Annotated in this window: 13 protein-coding genes; 4 read left to right on the forward strand and 9 right to left on the reverse strand. The window is 42.2% G+C overall.

The window, feature by feature from the left end:
* The 5 genes from ACIQ6T_RS05780 to ACIQ6T_RS05800 form a co-directional block, all read right to left on the reverse strand.
* The coding region (locus ACIQ6T_RS05780; RefSeq protein WP_395784962.1) for a twin-arginine translocation signal domain-containing protein at window positions 1-341 on the reverse strand (341 nt) is incomplete at its 3' end.
* 307 nt (window positions 342-648) lie between these two features.
* The gene (locus ACIQ6T_RS05785) at window positions 649-1,185 is read right to left on the reverse strand and encodes a YceI family protein (RefSeq protein WP_395784963.1); all 537 of its coding nucleotides are present in this window, start codon (window positions 1,183-1,185) and stop codon (window positions 649-651) included.
* On the reverse strand, window positions 1,185-2,105 hold the full coding sequence (locus tag ACIQ6T_RS05790) for a DUF5777 family beta-barrel protein (RefSeq protein WP_395784964.1): 921 nt from the start codon (window positions 2,103-2,105) through the stop codon (window positions 1,185-1,187). Before ACIQ6T_RS05790 ends, ACIQ6T_RS05785 begins: the two co-directional genes overlap by 1 nt.
* Window positions 2,098-2,529: a Rieske 2Fe-2S domain-containing protein gene (locus tag ACIQ6T_RS05795; RefSeq protein WP_395784965.1), complete on the reverse strand. Its 432-nt coding sequence runs from the start codon at window positions 2,527-2,529 to the stop codon at window positions 2,098-2,100. Before ACIQ6T_RS05795 ends, ACIQ6T_RS05790 begins: the two co-directional genes overlap by 8 nt.
* A 176-nt stretch (window positions 2,530-2,705) precedes the next feature.
* Window positions 2,706-4,094, reverse strand: coding sequence for a PQQ-dependent sugar dehydrogenase (locus tag ACIQ6T_RS05800; protein ID WP_395784966.1), 1,389 nt, complete (start codon window positions 4,092-4,094; stop codon window positions 2,706-2,708).
* 98 nt (window positions 4,095-4,192) lie between these two features.
* Between ACIQ6T_RS05800 and ACIQ6T_RS05805 the strand changes: the two genes are divergently transcribed.
* The 3 genes from ACIQ6T_RS05805 (at window position 4,193) to ACIQ6T_RS05815 (ending at window position 8,477) form a co-directional block, all read left to right on the forward strand.
* Window positions 4,193-5,164 carry a Kelch repeat-containing protein gene (locus tag ACIQ6T_RS05805; RefSeq protein ID WP_395784967.1) on the forward strand — a complete coding sequence of 324 codons (972 nt, stop codon included), beginning with the start codon at window positions 4,193-4,195 and terminating at the stop codon, window positions 5,162-5,164.
* Window positions 5,165-5,251: 87 nt separating this feature from the next.
* Window positions 5,252-6,883 (forward strand): carboxylesterase/lipase family protein, encoded by a 1,632-nt coding sequence (locus ACIQ6T_RS05810; RefSeq protein ID WP_395784968.1) that lies wholly within the window; start codon window positions 5,252-5,254, stop codon window positions 6,881-6,883.
* A gap of 4 nt (window positions 6,884-6,887) precedes the next feature.
* Window positions 6,888-8,477, forward strand: a complete 1,590-nt coding sequence (locus ACIQ6T_RS05815) for a carboxylesterase/lipase family protein (protein WP_395784969.1) — start codon at window positions 6,888-6,890, stop codon at window positions 8,475-8,477.
* 293 nt (window positions 8,478-8,770) lie between these two features.
* Here ACIQ6T_RS05815 and ACIQ6T_RS05820 read toward each other — a convergent pair whose 3' ends face one another.
* The 4 genes from ACIQ6T_RS05820 to ACIQ6T_RS05835 all read right to left on the reverse strand — a co-directional run bounded on the left by ACIQ6T_RS05820 (window position 8,771) and on the right by ACIQ6T_RS05835 (window position 13,722).
* A complete protein-coding gene (locus ACIQ6T_RS05820; protein ID WP_395784970.1) occupies window positions 8,771-10,978 on the reverse strand; it encodes a hypothetical protein in 2,208 nt (735 codons plus the stop codon).
* A gap of 5 nt (window positions 10,979-10,983) precedes the next feature.
* Entirely contained in the window at window positions 10,984-11,880 is an 897-nt protein-coding gene (locus tag ACIQ6T_RS05825) for a DUF6089 family protein (RefSeq protein WP_395784971.1), read from the reverse strand.
* 80 nt (window positions 11,881-11,960) lie between these two features.
* Complete coding sequence (locus ACIQ6T_RS05830) at window positions 11,961-13,199, reverse strand: NAD(P)/FAD-dependent oxidoreductase (protein ID WP_395784972.1); 1,239 nt, start codon at window positions 13,197-13,199, stop codon at window positions 11,961-11,963.
* Window positions 13,200-13,203: 4 nt separating this feature from the next.
* Window positions 13,204-13,722: a Rieske 2Fe-2S domain-containing protein gene (locus ACIQ6T_RS05835; RefSeq protein ID WP_395784973.1), complete on the reverse strand. Its 519-nt coding sequence runs from the start codon at window positions 13,720-13,722 to the stop codon at window positions 13,204-13,206.
* 16 nt (window positions 13,723-13,738) lie between these two features.
* On the opposite strand from ACIQ6T_RS05835, the gene ACIQ6T_RS05840 reads away from it, so the two are divergent.
* Window positions 13,739-15,520 carry a DUF1800 family protein gene (locus ACIQ6T_RS05840; RefSeq protein WP_395784974.1) on the forward strand — a complete coding sequence of 594 codons (1,782 nt, stop codon included), beginning with the start codon at window positions 13,739-13,741 and terminating at the stop codon, window positions 15,518-15,520.
* Window positions 15,521-15,523 lie beyond the last annotated feature (3 nt).

Genomic DNA, 15,523 nt, shown 5'->3' on the forward strand with positions numbered 1-15,523 from the left:
GAATGATCTGGTACACCGATAGCTACCGCCTCGATTTGATTTCCCATTTGATCAAACATCTTGCGAAAGTCTTGAAAGCGCGGAACATTTGGAAATTTCTCTAACACTTTTAGTGTTTGGGGAGCGCCCATGTCAACGTCACAAAGTGCAACAATTTCCGCCAGTCCTGTGTTGAATAAGGACATGACATCAGATCCACCTTGATTACCGATACCTATACAGGCAAGTTTAACTTTCTCGCCGGCGTTTCTACCGTGTAAAATAGTGGGAAATGCAGCAGCTGCTGTGAATAGGGCGGAATTTTTTAGAAAATCCCGGCGGGAATTGTTTTGATTTGTCATAGGTTTGGGGGTGTTTGAGTATTAAAGACGTAGATGTTACTAATTTACTTAATTTGACACCTTTCTTTCCTACAATCTGCTCCCATTTCCTTTTGTGTAATATTTGTCAAATTGGGTAAACGCTGCCGGGGTCGTAGACCCCGGCAGCGTTAGTAAACGAGCCAACTTGTGACATAGTATATCTACTTATTGATAATTTAATGTAATCAGCATGTAGGGGGATTATTCACCAACTTTTTCACCTATTTCTTGATAAACTGCGCCAAGGAATTCAATGATCAAGACCCAAAAGTAGTAGGTGTTTCATCTATCGTAGGGCATACGACATGTTACCCTTTACTTTGATGACTTCAGCAATTTTCTTAAATACGATTTTAGGAATATCTATTTTGTATTCATCCAAATGTATATCAAACTGACACGTTAAGACTAAATTTTTACCAGTTGAAACCAACGTACCCTTCAATTCAACCGGACGCGACACACCATGAATCGTTGCCGTCCCCATCGCCGTAACCGTATAGGTACCCGGGACTTTTAAATCAATGGACTCCTTAATTTTACCCTTGAACGTAGCTGAAGGGAATTTATCCGTCTCCAAATAATTTTCGTTGAAATGCTCTTGCATCAACTTATTCGGAAAGATAAAACTGGTCACGCGCATCTGTACAGCAACTTCATTGGTCGCCGAATTTATAATGCTTCCCACTTGCTTATTAACCGCATCAATATCCTCCATCGGAGTCTTTGAGAAAAACGAAATTTCACCCGTCTGCGTGGTAAATAATTGGGCATTTGCCGCCCAGGTAAGGCAAACACACAGTAGCGTGATTAGGTATTTCATTATTTCTTAATTTTTGGTTCGAAACTAAACGTTCGGGCAATATTGAAGCCATAAAATATGTCCCCATTTTCCCATGAGCCTATCGTTTGACCTATAAAATGTTTCTCAATCATCCCGCGCGAATTACTCACATGCAATTGAAATACGTGACCGCCTGTTTCAATATCAAAGCCGATGGCCAACGAATTATGATACGGGTATTTTTGACCAGCCGATTCTTCATATTCTTCCTTTTCAACTAGATTGTAATAATACTCAGCCGATACACTCAAGCGATTGTTCAGTTTATATCGACCCCCAAATCCCATCGATGCTTGCGTATTTTCGATGTACACACTTTCCGCTAAATTATTGTGTATGATGGTTGGCATTAACTGCAAGGATAATTTATCCGAAAACTTACGTGCAATCAACACCTGCCCAATGTAGCTTTGGCGTTGCAGATTATTGTAAAATCGCATCACCGTTCCTGATTCCATCGTATATCCCGTTTTCATCGTATTACTCGCCACACTACCAAAAGCCGTCACCGTCACAGGAATCTTATTTGATTGTCTAAGCACCTTGTATTTCGCATAGGTATCATACGTTTTTTCAATGGTAGACCGACCAGCACCCACCAGTAAATTATCCGTAATAGCATACTCCAATCCCAAACGAATACGTGCCTCATCCAGACCAAAAAAATTATTTATAAATCCAGAATTAACCGCCCCAAACCGGTGGGAGATCCAAAAATTTACATGCTGCTTAGCGATCGTTTCGACCGATTGTCCATTGATTAAACGAGATGCCTTAAATGTGGCCAGCGTATAGGTTGGCTTTTTAGCATCTTCTTTCTCCAGTATCGCCAACAAGTCATCTTGCGCAGCTAGCTGAAATGAACTTAGCAGTCCACATAATAGTAGTAACCTATGCATATACTCGTAAGGTTGTGCCCGAAAGAGCTGTTTTATAAGAAGAAATTGCTTTGTTTGTCACAGCAGACGTTGCTACCCCCGTCGTGCTAAAAGTCGCCCCATGTGCCGTGCAATAAAAGTTAGAGCCATTGTATATGACTTTTGCTTGACCCTCATGCGAGCAAATTTGCGTTACCGCTGCAAAGCTTGTTGATGATACACGCGCAACAACAACCTGATTGTAGATCACATATTTGCCTACTGTATTAAGTGCCGAATAGGCTGCATTTGATAAATCAAGGGTAAAGTCAATGGCTGATGCAGGACCTACAGATTCGTTTTGACATGAGCTTAAGCTGGCAGCACCGCAATAAACAGCTAGTAAAGAAGCTCCTTTAAAGCCCAAAGATTTCAAGAATTCATGGCGTTGTATTTTTGTTGACATATATGATCGGGTTTGATGTTGGCAATTTAACGGATTTTTAACGCATTTGTTTTTTCTATATTCTTGATTCTCATCAGCATAACCCATTTGAATTTTGTTTACCGTATCATATTCAAAAAAAACGCTGCCGAAATCCTAAGACTTGCGGCAGCGCTTACATTTAATTCAATAGAGACTTATGGTCGAACCCTAAATACCATCCCTGGGTTTTCCGTAGCTACATACAAATAGCCATCAACCCCCATTTTGACATTACGCATTCTACCTAGATTCACAAGAACCTTCTCCTGCTTAACAACTTTATTGTTCTTAATCACACATCGGTTCAAGTAGTTGAATCGCAAAGAGCCAACCATCAAATTGCCCTTCCAAGCTGGATATTTATCACTGTCAATAAAGGTTAATCCCGAAGGTGCAATCGAAGGAATCCAATAAGAGATGGGTTGCTCCATGCCTTCTTTTTTAGAAATAGCTGATATTGGTTTGCCATCGTAGTTGATGCCATAGGTGATGGTAGGCCAACCGTAGTTTTTGCCCGATTGGATAATATTTATCTCATCTCCACCACGCGGACCGTGTTCTGTTTCCCAAATCGCACCGGTTGTTGGATTCAACGTCAATCCCTGCGGATTACGCTGTCCGTACGAATAAACACTTGGATGCGCCGATTTAGCAAAAGGGTTGTCGGCCGGAATTCGACCATCATCATACATCCGGTGAATTTTACCATTGTCATTATCTAATGCCTGTGGAAATACTTTTTCCATGCCACGCTCACCTACACTGAAAAATAACATGCCTTTTTTGTCGAATGCCAAACGTGATCCATAATGATATAACGTCTGCGTATACGGCAAGGCTTCAAAAATCTCTTGCGATTCTACCCACGAATTATTTTTGATTTTTCCACGGACTATTGCTGTTGAAGTTAAGGTTTTGCCACCTTCTATTTTAAATTTGGAATACGACATATAGACCCAACCGTTCTTAGCATATTGTGGGTGCAAAACAACGTCTAATAACCCACCTTGACTTTTAGACATGACTTGTGGGGTTCCTTCGATAAGCGTTTTATTTTTCTTTTGATCTACCAAATATAGTTTTCCTGAACGATCCGAAATTAAATACTCAAGATTTGGTAGTTGAGCAAAACCCCAAGGACTATCAAATCCGGTGGCAATCGTATCCAATTCCACGCGCATCCCCTCTGATTGAAATACATTCGAGGTAGGCTTGTTGGCAAATTTATATTGCTCAACTCCAGCCAAATTCTCAACGATTAAATCTGCTAATTTTTCAATTTCTTTCGCCGAAATCGTCTCTTTCCAAGTAGGCATGCCTAACTCGGGGTACCCATTCGTAATACTAGCGAGAATTTGTGCTTTTGAATTACCATGTTTCCATTGACGGTCAACGAATGCCTCTACTTTTTCACCGTGACAAGATGCACAGTATTGTGTGTATGTTTTTTCGGCGGGAGCCTCTTCGACAGGTTGCGTACGTAAGGACATGAAGCTCAAAGAGCCAACTAGTAATACACTTAATCCAATTAATTTCTTTTGCATAATACCTATTGTTAAAGCTACGAATCTAAGGAAAATTTAGCAGTTTTAAAATCCTGATTTAAACGGGCAATCGTTACTTTTAGAAAAAACCTATACCTATGAAATTAGCTTTGATTTTCATTTTCGTTAGCTCGTTTAGTCTCTTTGGTCAAATTCCCGCCGGGACATGGAGCGCCGTAGAAGTTCAAACCAGTGGCGCTAAGCGTCATGAAAGTGCATTTGTCAACTGCGATGGTGTGTTATATGCACTAGGCGGGCGAGGAAAGCGGCCAGTGGATGCCTATTATCCCAAACAAAATCGCTGGGAATTTGTGGCTGATGCGCCCTTCGAATTTCATCATTTTCAAGCTATTTCTTTTCACCATGAAATTTATGTGATGGGCGCGATGACCGGAAATTATCCGCATGAAAAGCCTTTGGCCAACATGTGGATTTTTAATCCTCGGACCAAAGTTTGGCGTGAGGGTGCTGCGATACCTACGGAAAGATTACGTGGTTCTGCTGGAGTATTCGTTCGGAAAGATAAAATTTATTTGGTATCAGGAATTCAAGATGGACATTGGGACGGACATGTCAAATGGTTCGATGTTTTTGATCCGAAAACCAATCAATGGGAAAAATTGTCCGATGCACCACGTGCACGCGATCACTTCCAAGCTACACTAGTTGGCGATCAATTATATGTAGCCGGTGGGCGAACTTCGCATGCCTCCATTGGGAAGGTATTGAACGAGACGATTGGGGAAGTAGATGTATATGATTTTAAAAAAGGCAGCTGGACGACATTGGCTAATCCGTTACCTACGCAGCGTGCCGGAACGGCGTCAATTGGCCAATTTCCTTATTTAATCGTCATGCTAGGCGAAAGTATTTCTCAAACAAGTGCCCATGCGGAAGTAGAAGCGCTGGATGTACGGACTGGGAATTGGGTGAAATTCCCGTCGTTGAATCAAGGCCGACATGGCACCGGGGTGGTGAATTATAAGGGTAAATTGTATGTGGCCAACGGTAGCGCGAATCGGGGAGGAGGGCCTGAATTGAATTCCATCGAATGTTTACAGCTTAATTAAGCAAGTCCCTATAGCGCCTCGTTGCTAGTTGGCATTATTTTTATATTATTGTATCATATTATTACAATAGAAAAACCTATCAAACGAATGAAAAAAATCTGGCATCTCACTTGCCTATTGAGCATTTTTGCGTTTGCTGCTCATGCGCAAAGTGACAACAAAATGGCTGTTCAAACCCAAATCGAATCTGGAAAAATCGAGGGTAATTATCATACGCAATCGGGCATTCAAACTTATTTTGGTATACCCTTTGCGAAACCACCTGTAGGTGATTTACGTTGGAAAGCGCCACAAGCCATTTCAGCCTGGACAGGTGTCAAAGAAACGAAGCAATTTTCAGCAAGACCGATTCAAGCCATCGTTTTCGGTGATATGAATTCCCGCTCTCAGGGATTAAGTGAGGATTGTTTGTACGTAAATGTATGGACACCTGCGAAACGAAATACCCAAAATTTACCTGTTTTAGTCTATTTCTATGGTGGTGGATTTTTTGCAGGAGATGCTTCCGAGCCGCGTTATGATGGAGAGGCGATGTCCAAACAAGGAATTGTCGTGATTACGGTGAACTACCGCTTGGGTGTCTTTGGATTTTTTGCACACCCAGAGTTAAGTAAAGAAACGAGTTATAAAGGTTCTGGGAATTATGGTTTGATGGATCAAGCTTTTGCGCTGCAATGGGTAAAACGCAATGTCGCTGCTTTTGGTGGTGATCCGAAAAAGATTACGATTGCAGGCGAGTCGGCCGGATCCGTTTCGGTCAGTGCGCAGATGTCATCTCCACTTGCTCGCGATGTGATTGCGGGGGCGATTGGTGAAAGTGGGGCAGGGATTAACCCAACCTTGTATCCGGTGCCTTTGGCGCAAGCAGAAAAAGAAGGCGTTGAATTTGCGGTAAAGGCGAACGCAAAGTCTTTAGCTGATTTACGCAAATTGACTACCCGTGAGTTGTTTGAGATTCAATCAGAAACGCGTAAAAATTATAATACAGCGGTTATTGATGGCTATTTTTATCCGAAATCAATACCAGCCATTTTCAATGCCAAAGAACAGGCGCAAGTTCCGTTGCTACTTGGTTGGAATTCAGCCGAAATGTCAGGATTAGCTTTCATGCAAGGGAAACCCTATACGCCTGAAAATTATTTAGAGAAAGTAAAAGCGGCATTTCCAACGGAAGTAGATGCCATCATGGCTTTATATCCAGGCAAGACAGAGCAAGAAGTTGAGTATGCTGCGACGGCCTTAGCTTCGGATCGATTTATCTCGTATAGTACATGGAAGTGGTTTGACTTACATCGTAAGAATTCTTCGCAAGCGGTTTACCGGTATATGTTTTCAAAACTACGCCCGCCTTTGGTTGACAATACCCGTGCCTCAGCTTTAGCTGGTGGAACAGTCAAAGCAGATCCAAATGCACCGAAGCCGCGTCCGGCAATAGGCGCGCCGCATGCGTGTGAAATTGAATATTGCATGGGGAATTTAAGGTTGATTAAAGAATATGCGTGGACTCAGGAAGATTATCAAGTGTCCAATACGATGTTCACCTATTTTGCCAATTTCATCAAATCAGGTAATCCGAACGGAAAGGATTTGCCTAACTGGCCAACTGCACAATCCCAAGAGAAAAACCCTGCCGTGATGGTATTGGATGTCGAATCCAAATCTGTTCCAGCGGCTAATGATGCCCGGTATGAATTTTTAGATCGTTATTATAAAAACTAAATAGATGAAAAGAATTGCTTTAGTCTGCGGCATCCTGTTTTCGGGATGGATCGCGCAAGCCCAAATCACCACGGGTTCTACTGTAGGTGTTGTGCCTACAGAATCAGGTTCTGTGCGTGGATATGTTCACGGAGGTATTTACACCTATAAAGGAATTCCGTATGCGGAGGCCGCTCGTTTTGAAGCACCGCATAAACCTAAGCCTTGGACCAATGTGCGTAGTTCGTATACTTACGGACCGGTAGCGCCTTTATTGGACCCAACGACCAATGTGCAGGATGAATCTGAATTTGTGTTCAATCATTCGTGGGGATTTACGAATGAAGATTGCATGCGTGTCAATGTGTGGACGCCAGGCATTAAGGATGGTAAGAAGCGCCCCGTGATGTTTTGGATTCACGGTGGTGGATTTACATCAGGATCTTCTCAAGAATTACCTTCGTATGACGGTGAAAATTTGGCTAAAAAAGGTGATGTGGTTGTCGTTTCGATCAATCACCGACTGAATATCTTGGGGTATTTAGATTTGTCGGCCTATGGCGAAAAGTACAAATATTCGGCCAACAACTCCGTGCTGGATATGAAGGCAGCTTTGGAGTGGGTGAAAAACAACATCGAAGCATTTGGGGGTGATCCATCAAATGTGACCATTTTTGGTCAGTCGGGTGGTGGTGCCAAAGTAAATACCTTGATGGCGATGCCATCAGCGAAAGGTTTGTTTCATAAGGCGATCAATCAGAGCGGTGCGTTTCGTTCGGAGATGTTAAGTAAGTCAACGACCCAAGCGATTACGGCTGAGGTGATGAAGGCTTTAAATTTAGCACCCAATCAGGCAGACAGTTTACAAAAGATTCCATTTCCAGTTTTAGCCAGTGCGGGTAAAAAGGCCTTGCAGGTCGTTGCGGCACAATTAAAAGCAGCCGGTAAGCCAGCAGGTGGATTTGGGTTAAGTTGGGGCCCAAGTTTGGATGGAGATGTTTTACCTTATCAAATGTCGGATAAAGAGGCATTAGCTTTATCGAAAGACATACCCTTATTGATCGGTACGGTGAAAAATGAATTTGCTCCATTTGCAAACATGGCGATGGCCAATGCATCTGCTACGGAGGTGGAGGCATTTATTCAAAAAACTTATGGTGCCAAAGCGGAGGCATACAAAGCAGCCGTGAAGAAAGCATATCCAAACGATACACGACCATCTGATTTATTAGATGTGGACCGCATGTTCCGTCCAGGTGCTGTGGAGCAAGCGAATGTGAAGTCGGCCTTAGGCGGAGCACCCGTTTTCATGTACCTATTTACGTGGCAATCACCCGTGGCGGATGGCAAGTATAAGGCAATTCACTGTGTGGAGTTACCGTTCTGTTTTAATAACATTGCGCGCTGTGAAGAGATGACTGGTGGTGGAAAAGACGCGTATGTGTTAGCGGACAAAATGAGCCAGGCGTGGATTAATTTTGCCAAAGTAGGTAATCCGAATCACACGGGATTACCCGCATGGCCAACGTATAATGCAACGAATACAGCCACGATGCATTTAGACAATACCTGTGTGGTGAAGCCACAATTGGATAAAGATTTATTTGCGTTGTAGTTTCAAGGGCAATACGATTAAAATCCCAAACTTCAGTTTGGGATTTTTTATGCACTTTCGATAATATTTTGTTTATTTAAAGGTAATGCTTGTCAATTGCTTACTTTTGTCTATTGGATTTTCAGACGCAAGTAAGTGGGTAAATTTTGAAAAGTAGCCAAACTCCTATTTCTTTGTGATTCAATTTAAGGCTTAATCAGACAGTTGTGGTCTCACAGAGACCCTAACAGAAAGACAATAAATTAGAACTAGGATTAAATAAACCCTCCCTGATATTTGGGGAGGGTTTTTGTTTAGAAGTAGCGGGTGGCACGCACCCGAATAGGAGCATTTTTATTAAATTCTGTAATATTTCTACTTCCATCTCTGAACCATATAACTTCAGCTGCCACGACATTAAACATCAAATTTTTAGTGAAAAATTCTGTAGAAGTCCAATACGTATCCATTGCAAATCCACCAATTAAATTTCGATTTAAAAAAATCTTATATAATTCATCAAAGCTTGGTAAAAACCAATCAGAGTATCCTTCATTGACAAAATCTGCACAAATTCTAGCGGCAATATTGGATTCACTACAATTTGCTAAAATTAAATCAGTATTGGATTTTCCTGAACCATACGCACTAGAATTACATCCCATCGGTTTGGGGTAGCAACCCCATGGAATTCCAAGAAAATCCACTGGTGAAACAATTAGCCCATGCTGGTTATTTTCATCATATCCTGAATCACCAGGCAATAATAAATATGCAATTATACCTCCTTGATATTGATCGCCAACCTCCAATAGTTTTTTTTGTGTTGATGTGTTTGTTGTTCCACTTGATCCCCCTGAACTCGGCGGAGTGCTTGTTGACCCACCCGAACTCCCACTACTTCCCCCCGAACTCGGTGGATTACTAGAAGATCCCCCCGAACCACCCGATCCCGGATTAGAAACAACCGGTGGAGGTGTCACTCGAATTCGAACACTGCGTTCCTCCCCATAGGCTACCCCTTTTTGATTGATCGCATAAGCGCGCGCATAATAGATTTGTCCTTCAGGTAGGTTTCGAAATGTCGTGCCAAAAGAACCTGGGCCGCTACCGGCAGCAATTTTCGTATTTTCGATTGTTGGGTTGCGATTCGTGCCCCAACAAATTCCGCGTTCCGTTACTGATGTGTTTCCCTCCGAAATTACCTTTCCATTCACCTCAGCTGAATTGGTTGTAAACGTCGTGATTTCATGGGTGAATACCTCAGCAAATGTATAGCCAATGGTCTTAAATGAAATAGTCGCCCCATAACCAACTCCTTTTCTGTTTTTCGCAAAAGCCCTAATGTAGTAAGTAGTTCCATCCTCCAAATTTTTGAGAAAGAGATTTAAATTGCGCGATACTGCAACTGCGTCATTGATGTCCGGATTAGGTTGTTTACTGTAACAAAATCCTTGTTCTATGATTGGCACCCCGCCATCGTCCAACAGCTTTCCGGTTATGTTGGCAGTCGAAAAAGTCTCATTCGTCACGCTGCTTGTTTCTACTACAGGTATCCGAATATCTTGTGTTTGGAATGTTTTATCCTCTCCATATGCATACCCTTTTTCATTTTTAGCGAAGGCGCGTATGTGGTATTTCGTGTTTTCGACCAACGAGCTTACGACGATTTTATACATCCCTAATCCATTTGTGCTCGACGTAAATCGCGTGTCCTCAACCGTCGGGTTGGGTGTTCTGCTCAAGCAAATGCCCCGTTGGATTATTTCCCCTCCAACCGCATCTTGGGTCTCGCCCCCAAGCGTAGCTTCAAAAATTTGGACTGCTTCCGGATCCAAGGTGCGTAAGGTAACTGGCCGATAGTCCTGCGTTTTAAAGCTGAGTTCGTTTCCATAGGATATGCCAATTTCATTGATGGCATACGCGCGAATAAAATAGGTCGTAAACGGTTTTAACTTCGTAATGACAATGCCATAATCCCCTTCCCCTTGACCAATCTGAATGCGTATATCTTGGATGGTTGGGTTGGCGGATAAACTCAAACAAACGCCACGGTCAACGACCGGTTTGCCGCCATCATAGGAAATGTTTCCACCGGCCAAACACGTTGTTATCAGTATGTTTTTGACATCCGAGGTGGTTAAAGTAGGTGCCTGAAAAGCTAAGGTTTTAAATCGTTTTACAGGGCCGTGTACATCATTTGACGCCGTTTTTGCAAAAGCAAAATAGGAGTATTCGGTATTAGCTTGCAAGGACATGAGTGTCTTGGAAAATCCAGTATCAGCAACGATAGCCTTATTTTCTAAGATGCGTGATGCGCTATCATTTACGGTATAGTAAAATCCTTTTTCGGTGATTGATTCCTCACTAGGATTGATAAAAATGGCCTCAGCTTGCACAGAGGTAGCTTTTGTTTTTTTCGCATCCTGCGTAAGCACCTGAACAGGAAATTTGTAAATCTCCTCCTTGCAACCTGAGATTGATAACATGATCACCAAAATCCATAACCCTAGTTTTTTCATCGCTATTAGTTATTCAATTGGTTAAACGTATTCCCTCGCCTTATGTGGTAAATAAGTTGGATTTGCGTACTGATGAAAAGGTCATTTCCTTTTTGCGAAAAAGAACCATTTTCATTTGGTAAAATAGGAATTCGATTGCGCAAGGTATTTGCGCCAAAAGGCTCCAAACTCCGGTCAAAAAAATCACTTTGGGGATTTACTGACATGTTATTTCGTTTATCCGATACGTCATCTAAATAATCTGAAAATGTAACATGAACTGTAGAAGATAGTCCTAAGTCAAATTGGTCACTTAGCTTTACCTGCAAGCTAAAGCCAAGCGGTATGGCCACAATAAATCGGGAGTAATCTGTGCCTTCTGTATTTACAGCGGCTAAATTTTGCCAATTTTTATGTTGGGGAGAATTGGATGCTAAAGAAACCATGGGCCTTGCGAAAGGTGTATGGAACATCAAGCTCAAGCCACCATGTAGTTGGGTGCGGATTCGTTGGCGTTTTAAAATATTACTCCGCGTTTTCTGAAAATGATAGGCGCCTTGTGCGCTTAGCTCATGGACGTAATTTTGAAAATGTAAGTTTCGAATGAAATTACCCCCAAACTTTCCGTTTGCGATATATTCATTATCATCTGCGGTCAATTGGGAAAGTTGGTAACTAAATTTTCCAGAAAATTTTTGTGTGTAATAGCGATTCAAGCCTACTCGGACGTTAAAACCTGCCGTTTTAGGCCCCATGGTGGGAAATGCCTTCCAGGGAACGAGATCACCGATGTAATTGGCGGAACCGCCACCTAGTTCAAGTGAATTATAGCGCTTAAAAACACCTTGATATACTTCTTGGCCAAATGAAATTTGGTACAAAAGGAGCGCAATAATCAAATGCTTCAGTTGGCAAAATTTCATGGGAATGAATCAATTTAGTTTGCAAAATCTGCGATTTAAAATATAATTCCATTACTTTTTTATTAAGTGGATGATGAATTTTATTTTTCGGTCACCTTATCCAGATTATTCCCCACGTTTTTTCCCGCGATATAGCCGGTCGTCCAGGCTGCTTGAAAATTAAAGCCCCCGGTTATGCCATCGATATCCATCACTTCACCGGCAAAAAATAAGCCTGGGCACACAGTACTTTCCATGGTATTCACTTGGATTTCAGCCAAATCCACCCCGCCAGCTGTAACAAATTCCTCTTTAAAGGTTGTTTTGCCCTTGACCTCATAGCGGTCATTGATCAAGGTATTCACGAGTTTGTTCAGGCTTTTTCCGGCTAGATCATGCCATCTACTAGCTGGATCTATGTCATTTTTTGCAAGTAAGAACATCCAAAGCCGATTGGGCATCGGGAATGGGTTGTGGTTACTCATCATTTTGGAGCCGTGGGCCGTGACAATTTGTTTGATTTGCGCACGCAAACTTTCTTCTTTTTCTTCATCAAGCCAGTTGACAAGTATCGAACACAGGTATTGTTTTTCGGCTAAGATGCGTGCGCCCCATGCCGACAACTGTAAAATAGCCGGTCCGCTCATGCCCCAGTGGGTAACCAATAATGGTCCGCGGCCAATTAATTTTTGACCTTCGATCCGAACAGTTGCATGTTCTACGACAATACCCATCAACTCCCGAATGGGATCTTGTGGCATATTGAACGTAAAAAGCGATGGGACAGGTGGAACGATTTGATGGCCGATATCTTCAAGCCATTGGAGTCCGGATGATTTTGGCTGGCCACCTACGGTTACAATCACGCGGTCAACATCCAGTTCCGAATCCTTAAAATGTAGCTGAAAGCCGTTTTTGGCACGTTTTATAGCGTCCACCCCATGGCTCAGGAAAAGTTCTACGCCTAATTTCCGGGCTTCATACCAAAAGCAATCAATGATGGATTGTGAGTCATTGGAAAGTGGGAAAATACATTGGTCCGGATACGTTTTCAGCGCAACATCCCGCGATTCAAACCAGTCCACCGTGTCTTTTGTATCAAATTGCTCAAAAGCCTTGCGTAAGAATTTTTCACCGCGTGGGTAATTTTCGGAAAGGATACGCTTGTTGAACGTTGCGTTCGTCACATTGCACCTACCTCCTCCCGAGATTTTCACCTTGCCCAAAAACTTAGATGTTTTTTCGTATACGCAAACCCGTGCGTCGGGGAAATGTTGTTTAGCTGATAAAGCGGCGAAAAATCCGGCGGCGCCCCCACCGATGATGGCAATTGTGAGCATACCGTTAGGACTTTACGACCTTTAAATAAGTTTTGTATAGGGTGACAGGATAACGAACAAGTCCACCGGATAGACTATTTGAATCGCAGCCTACTGGATTTATTTCTGTTGTATTATACGAATTTCCGTGGTTTTGACATTTAAATCGATCATTTGTTAACACCCAAGCGCCGCGTGCACCTTGATGTGGACAGCAGTTGTCGAACGCTTTAATGGTCGTGGCATCAGTCTTTAACAGGAGTATACCTGCTTCAATAACGTTGCTAAAACCTGAAATATCTGCTAACTTGACGAAGTTTTTATGCGCCAAATTAACAAAAACGCTTTTGCCTTCTTGGAAAAAGCCGTCTGCGTTGAATAAAGCTGAAACACGTTGAAATTCTTTTTCTTCTTCTGATGTGGCTGGGATTACGGATTCCTCCTCATTTTGACAACTACTGAATAAAGCGATTTGTGTAATCGTAAGCGCAGGACACAGATGTTGGATGAAGTTTCTACGTTTCATGGCCGCAAGAAACAACATATTTAGGAAAATATAGATGGCAGACGAAAAAATACCTAAAGTCAAGACCCCGAATTTAGTCGAGTTGTTCCAGAAGGAAAACATTCGATTGGAAACTGTGGGTATTCGAAAGGATCGTGTATACACTTCTAAAAAAGGGCTTAGTCCATATACCGGGGAATTTGGTAAAGCACAAAAAATGCATTTACTCAATCGAGCGCTGGTTGGCTTTAGTTACAAGAGTTATCAAGAGATCAAAGACTTTTCGCTCAAACAAAGCATTGATTTATTATTAACACCAGAGAAGCCATTTGCGCTCCCTGTTAATGATTATTACATGCAGGTAGTCGACAATCCGGAAGTAGTCAAGGCAGATGTCCCGAAAGGTGCAGTCTGGGTGACAGCTCCCGAATATGTTAAGGATAATGGTACGTTGAATGGTATGCGCACACAGTCATTAAAAGCGTGGCTTTCGAAGCAGTTTGTGAATCAAAAGACATCGATTCATTGGCGCATGTTCTTGTTTTACCACAATTTATTAGTTGCTTCGCTTCAAAATGGAGGTCCTGTAAAGAATGCATTTCAGTATGTGGATACCCTCTTTAAATCTTCTTTAGGAAATTTTAAAGATCTGATTTACCACATTACGTTGGATCCTTCCATGCTCGTTTATTTGAATGGAAATCAAAACAATAAATTTTCACCCGATGAAAATTATGCCCGTGAATTACAAGAGTTATTTACGGTAGGAAAAGGCCCCAATTCCAAGTTTACCGAGAGTGATGTAAGGGAAATGGCGCGTTTATTAACAGGCTGGAATTTTGATTGGGATAAAACCATGAAAACGGAGGGTCGGACCGTAGTTTCTAATGGGTACTGGAATCACGACATTGGCGATAAGCAGTTTTCGGAATTTTATGGTAACCGAAAGATTTCAGGAGCTAATAATCCGGATCGCGCAGATGGCGAATTGCGCGAGGCGATCGATATGATTTTTACGACGGATGAAGTTACCAAATATATGTGTCGGCGCATCTACAGCTTCTTCGTCAACCCCATGATCGATCCGGCGACGGAGGATTTGATAATCACTCCACTTGCTAAGGTATTTCGAGATGCCAAATTTGAGATTTTACCGGTCATACGTACTTTACTTTCCAGCGAACATTTTTTTGATTCGGTACACTACAATTCGATTATAAAGTCCCCGGCAGATTTCGTGATTGGACTTGCGAAGGAATTTGATATGCCTTTGTTGGATAATAAATTCGTGCCCGTCGTGCCTGGGGAAGATTTGTTACATTACGAATTCCAGCGCTACAATGGCATTCATAATCAAATGAATAATTTAGGTATGAACATGGGTGATCCTCCCAATGTGGCTGGCTGGCCTGCATACTATCAAACTCCTGCCTTTGATTTGTTTTGGATTAATTCAGAAACTATCGTTAAGCGCGCCCAGCATACCGATTCAATGTTCAATTGGGGGAATTGGGTCTATTACAATAATGCCACGAAAACGGGCATGCTTGTTCGTGTAGATTTACCTGAATATATACGCAAGTTTAATACGCCTGAGAATTTAGATGCCTTGGTGGATCAGTTAATTGATCGCCTCATCAACATCCCAATTAATGCGGCTTCTCGTGCAAGAATTATTGATCGGGTGTTGCAAGGAAATACAAATGCAAATTATTGGTCGGGAGCTTGGTATGCTTTTTTGGGTAATCCTACGGCGGATAACCGACAAGTAATCCAGAATCGGTTAGCGCAGGCGATGGGGTTGATTTTCCAATATGGTGAAACACATTTACATTAACGA

It is taken from the genome of Aquirufa sp. (assembly GCF_044377215.1).
In the GTDB taxonomy this organism is placed as follows: Bacteria; Bacteroidota; Bacteroidia; order Cytophagales; family Spirosomataceae; genus Aquirufa.

Coding starts and splice junctions, on each gene's coding strand:
- ACIQ6T_RS05785 (WP_395784963.1), bottom strand. CDS start 1,185: ATGAAATACCTAATCACGCTACTGTGTGTTTGCCTTACCTGGGCGGCA.
- ACIQ6T_RS05790 (WP_395784964.1), bottom strand. CDS start 2,105: ATGCATAGGTTACTACTATTATGTGGACTGCTAAGTTCATTTCAGCTA.
- ACIQ6T_RS05795 (WP_395784965.1), bottom strand. CDS start 2,529: ATGTCAACAAAAATACAACGCCATGAATTCTTGAAATCTTTGGGCTTT.
- ACIQ6T_RS05800 (WP_395784966.1), bottom strand. CDS start 4,094: ATGCAAAAGAAATTAATTGGATTAAGTGTATTACTAGTTGGCTCTTTG.
- ACIQ6T_RS05805 (WP_395784967.1), top strand. CDS start 4,193: ATGAAATTAGCTTTGATTTTCATTTTCGTTAGCTCGTTTAGTCTCTTT.
- ACIQ6T_RS05810 (WP_395784968.1), top strand. CDS start 5,252: ATGAAAAAAATCTGGCATCTCACTTGCCTATTGAGCATTTTTGCGTTT.
- ACIQ6T_RS05815 (WP_395784969.1), top strand. CDS start 6,888: ATGAAAAGAATTGCTTTAGTCTGCGGCATCCTGTTTTCGGGATGGATC.
- ACIQ6T_RS05820 (WP_395784970.1), bottom strand. CDS start 10,978: ATGAAAAAACTAGGGTTATGGATTTTGGTGATCATGTTATCAATCTCA.
- ACIQ6T_RS05825 (WP_395784971.1), bottom strand. CDS start 11,880: ATGAAATTTTGCCAACTGAAGCATTTGATTATTGCGCTCCTTTTGTAC.
- ACIQ6T_RS05830 (WP_395784972.1), bottom strand. CDS start 13,199: ATGCTCACAATTGCCATCATCGGTGGGGGCGCCGCCGGATTTTTCGCC.
- ACIQ6T_RS05835 (WP_395784973.1), bottom strand. CDS start 13,722: ATGTTGTTTCTTGCGGCCATGAAACGTAGAAACTTCATCCAACATCTG.
- ACIQ6T_RS05840 (WP_395784974.1), top strand. CDS start 13,739: ATGGCAGACGAAAAAATACCTAAAGTCAAGACCCCGAATTTAGTCGAG.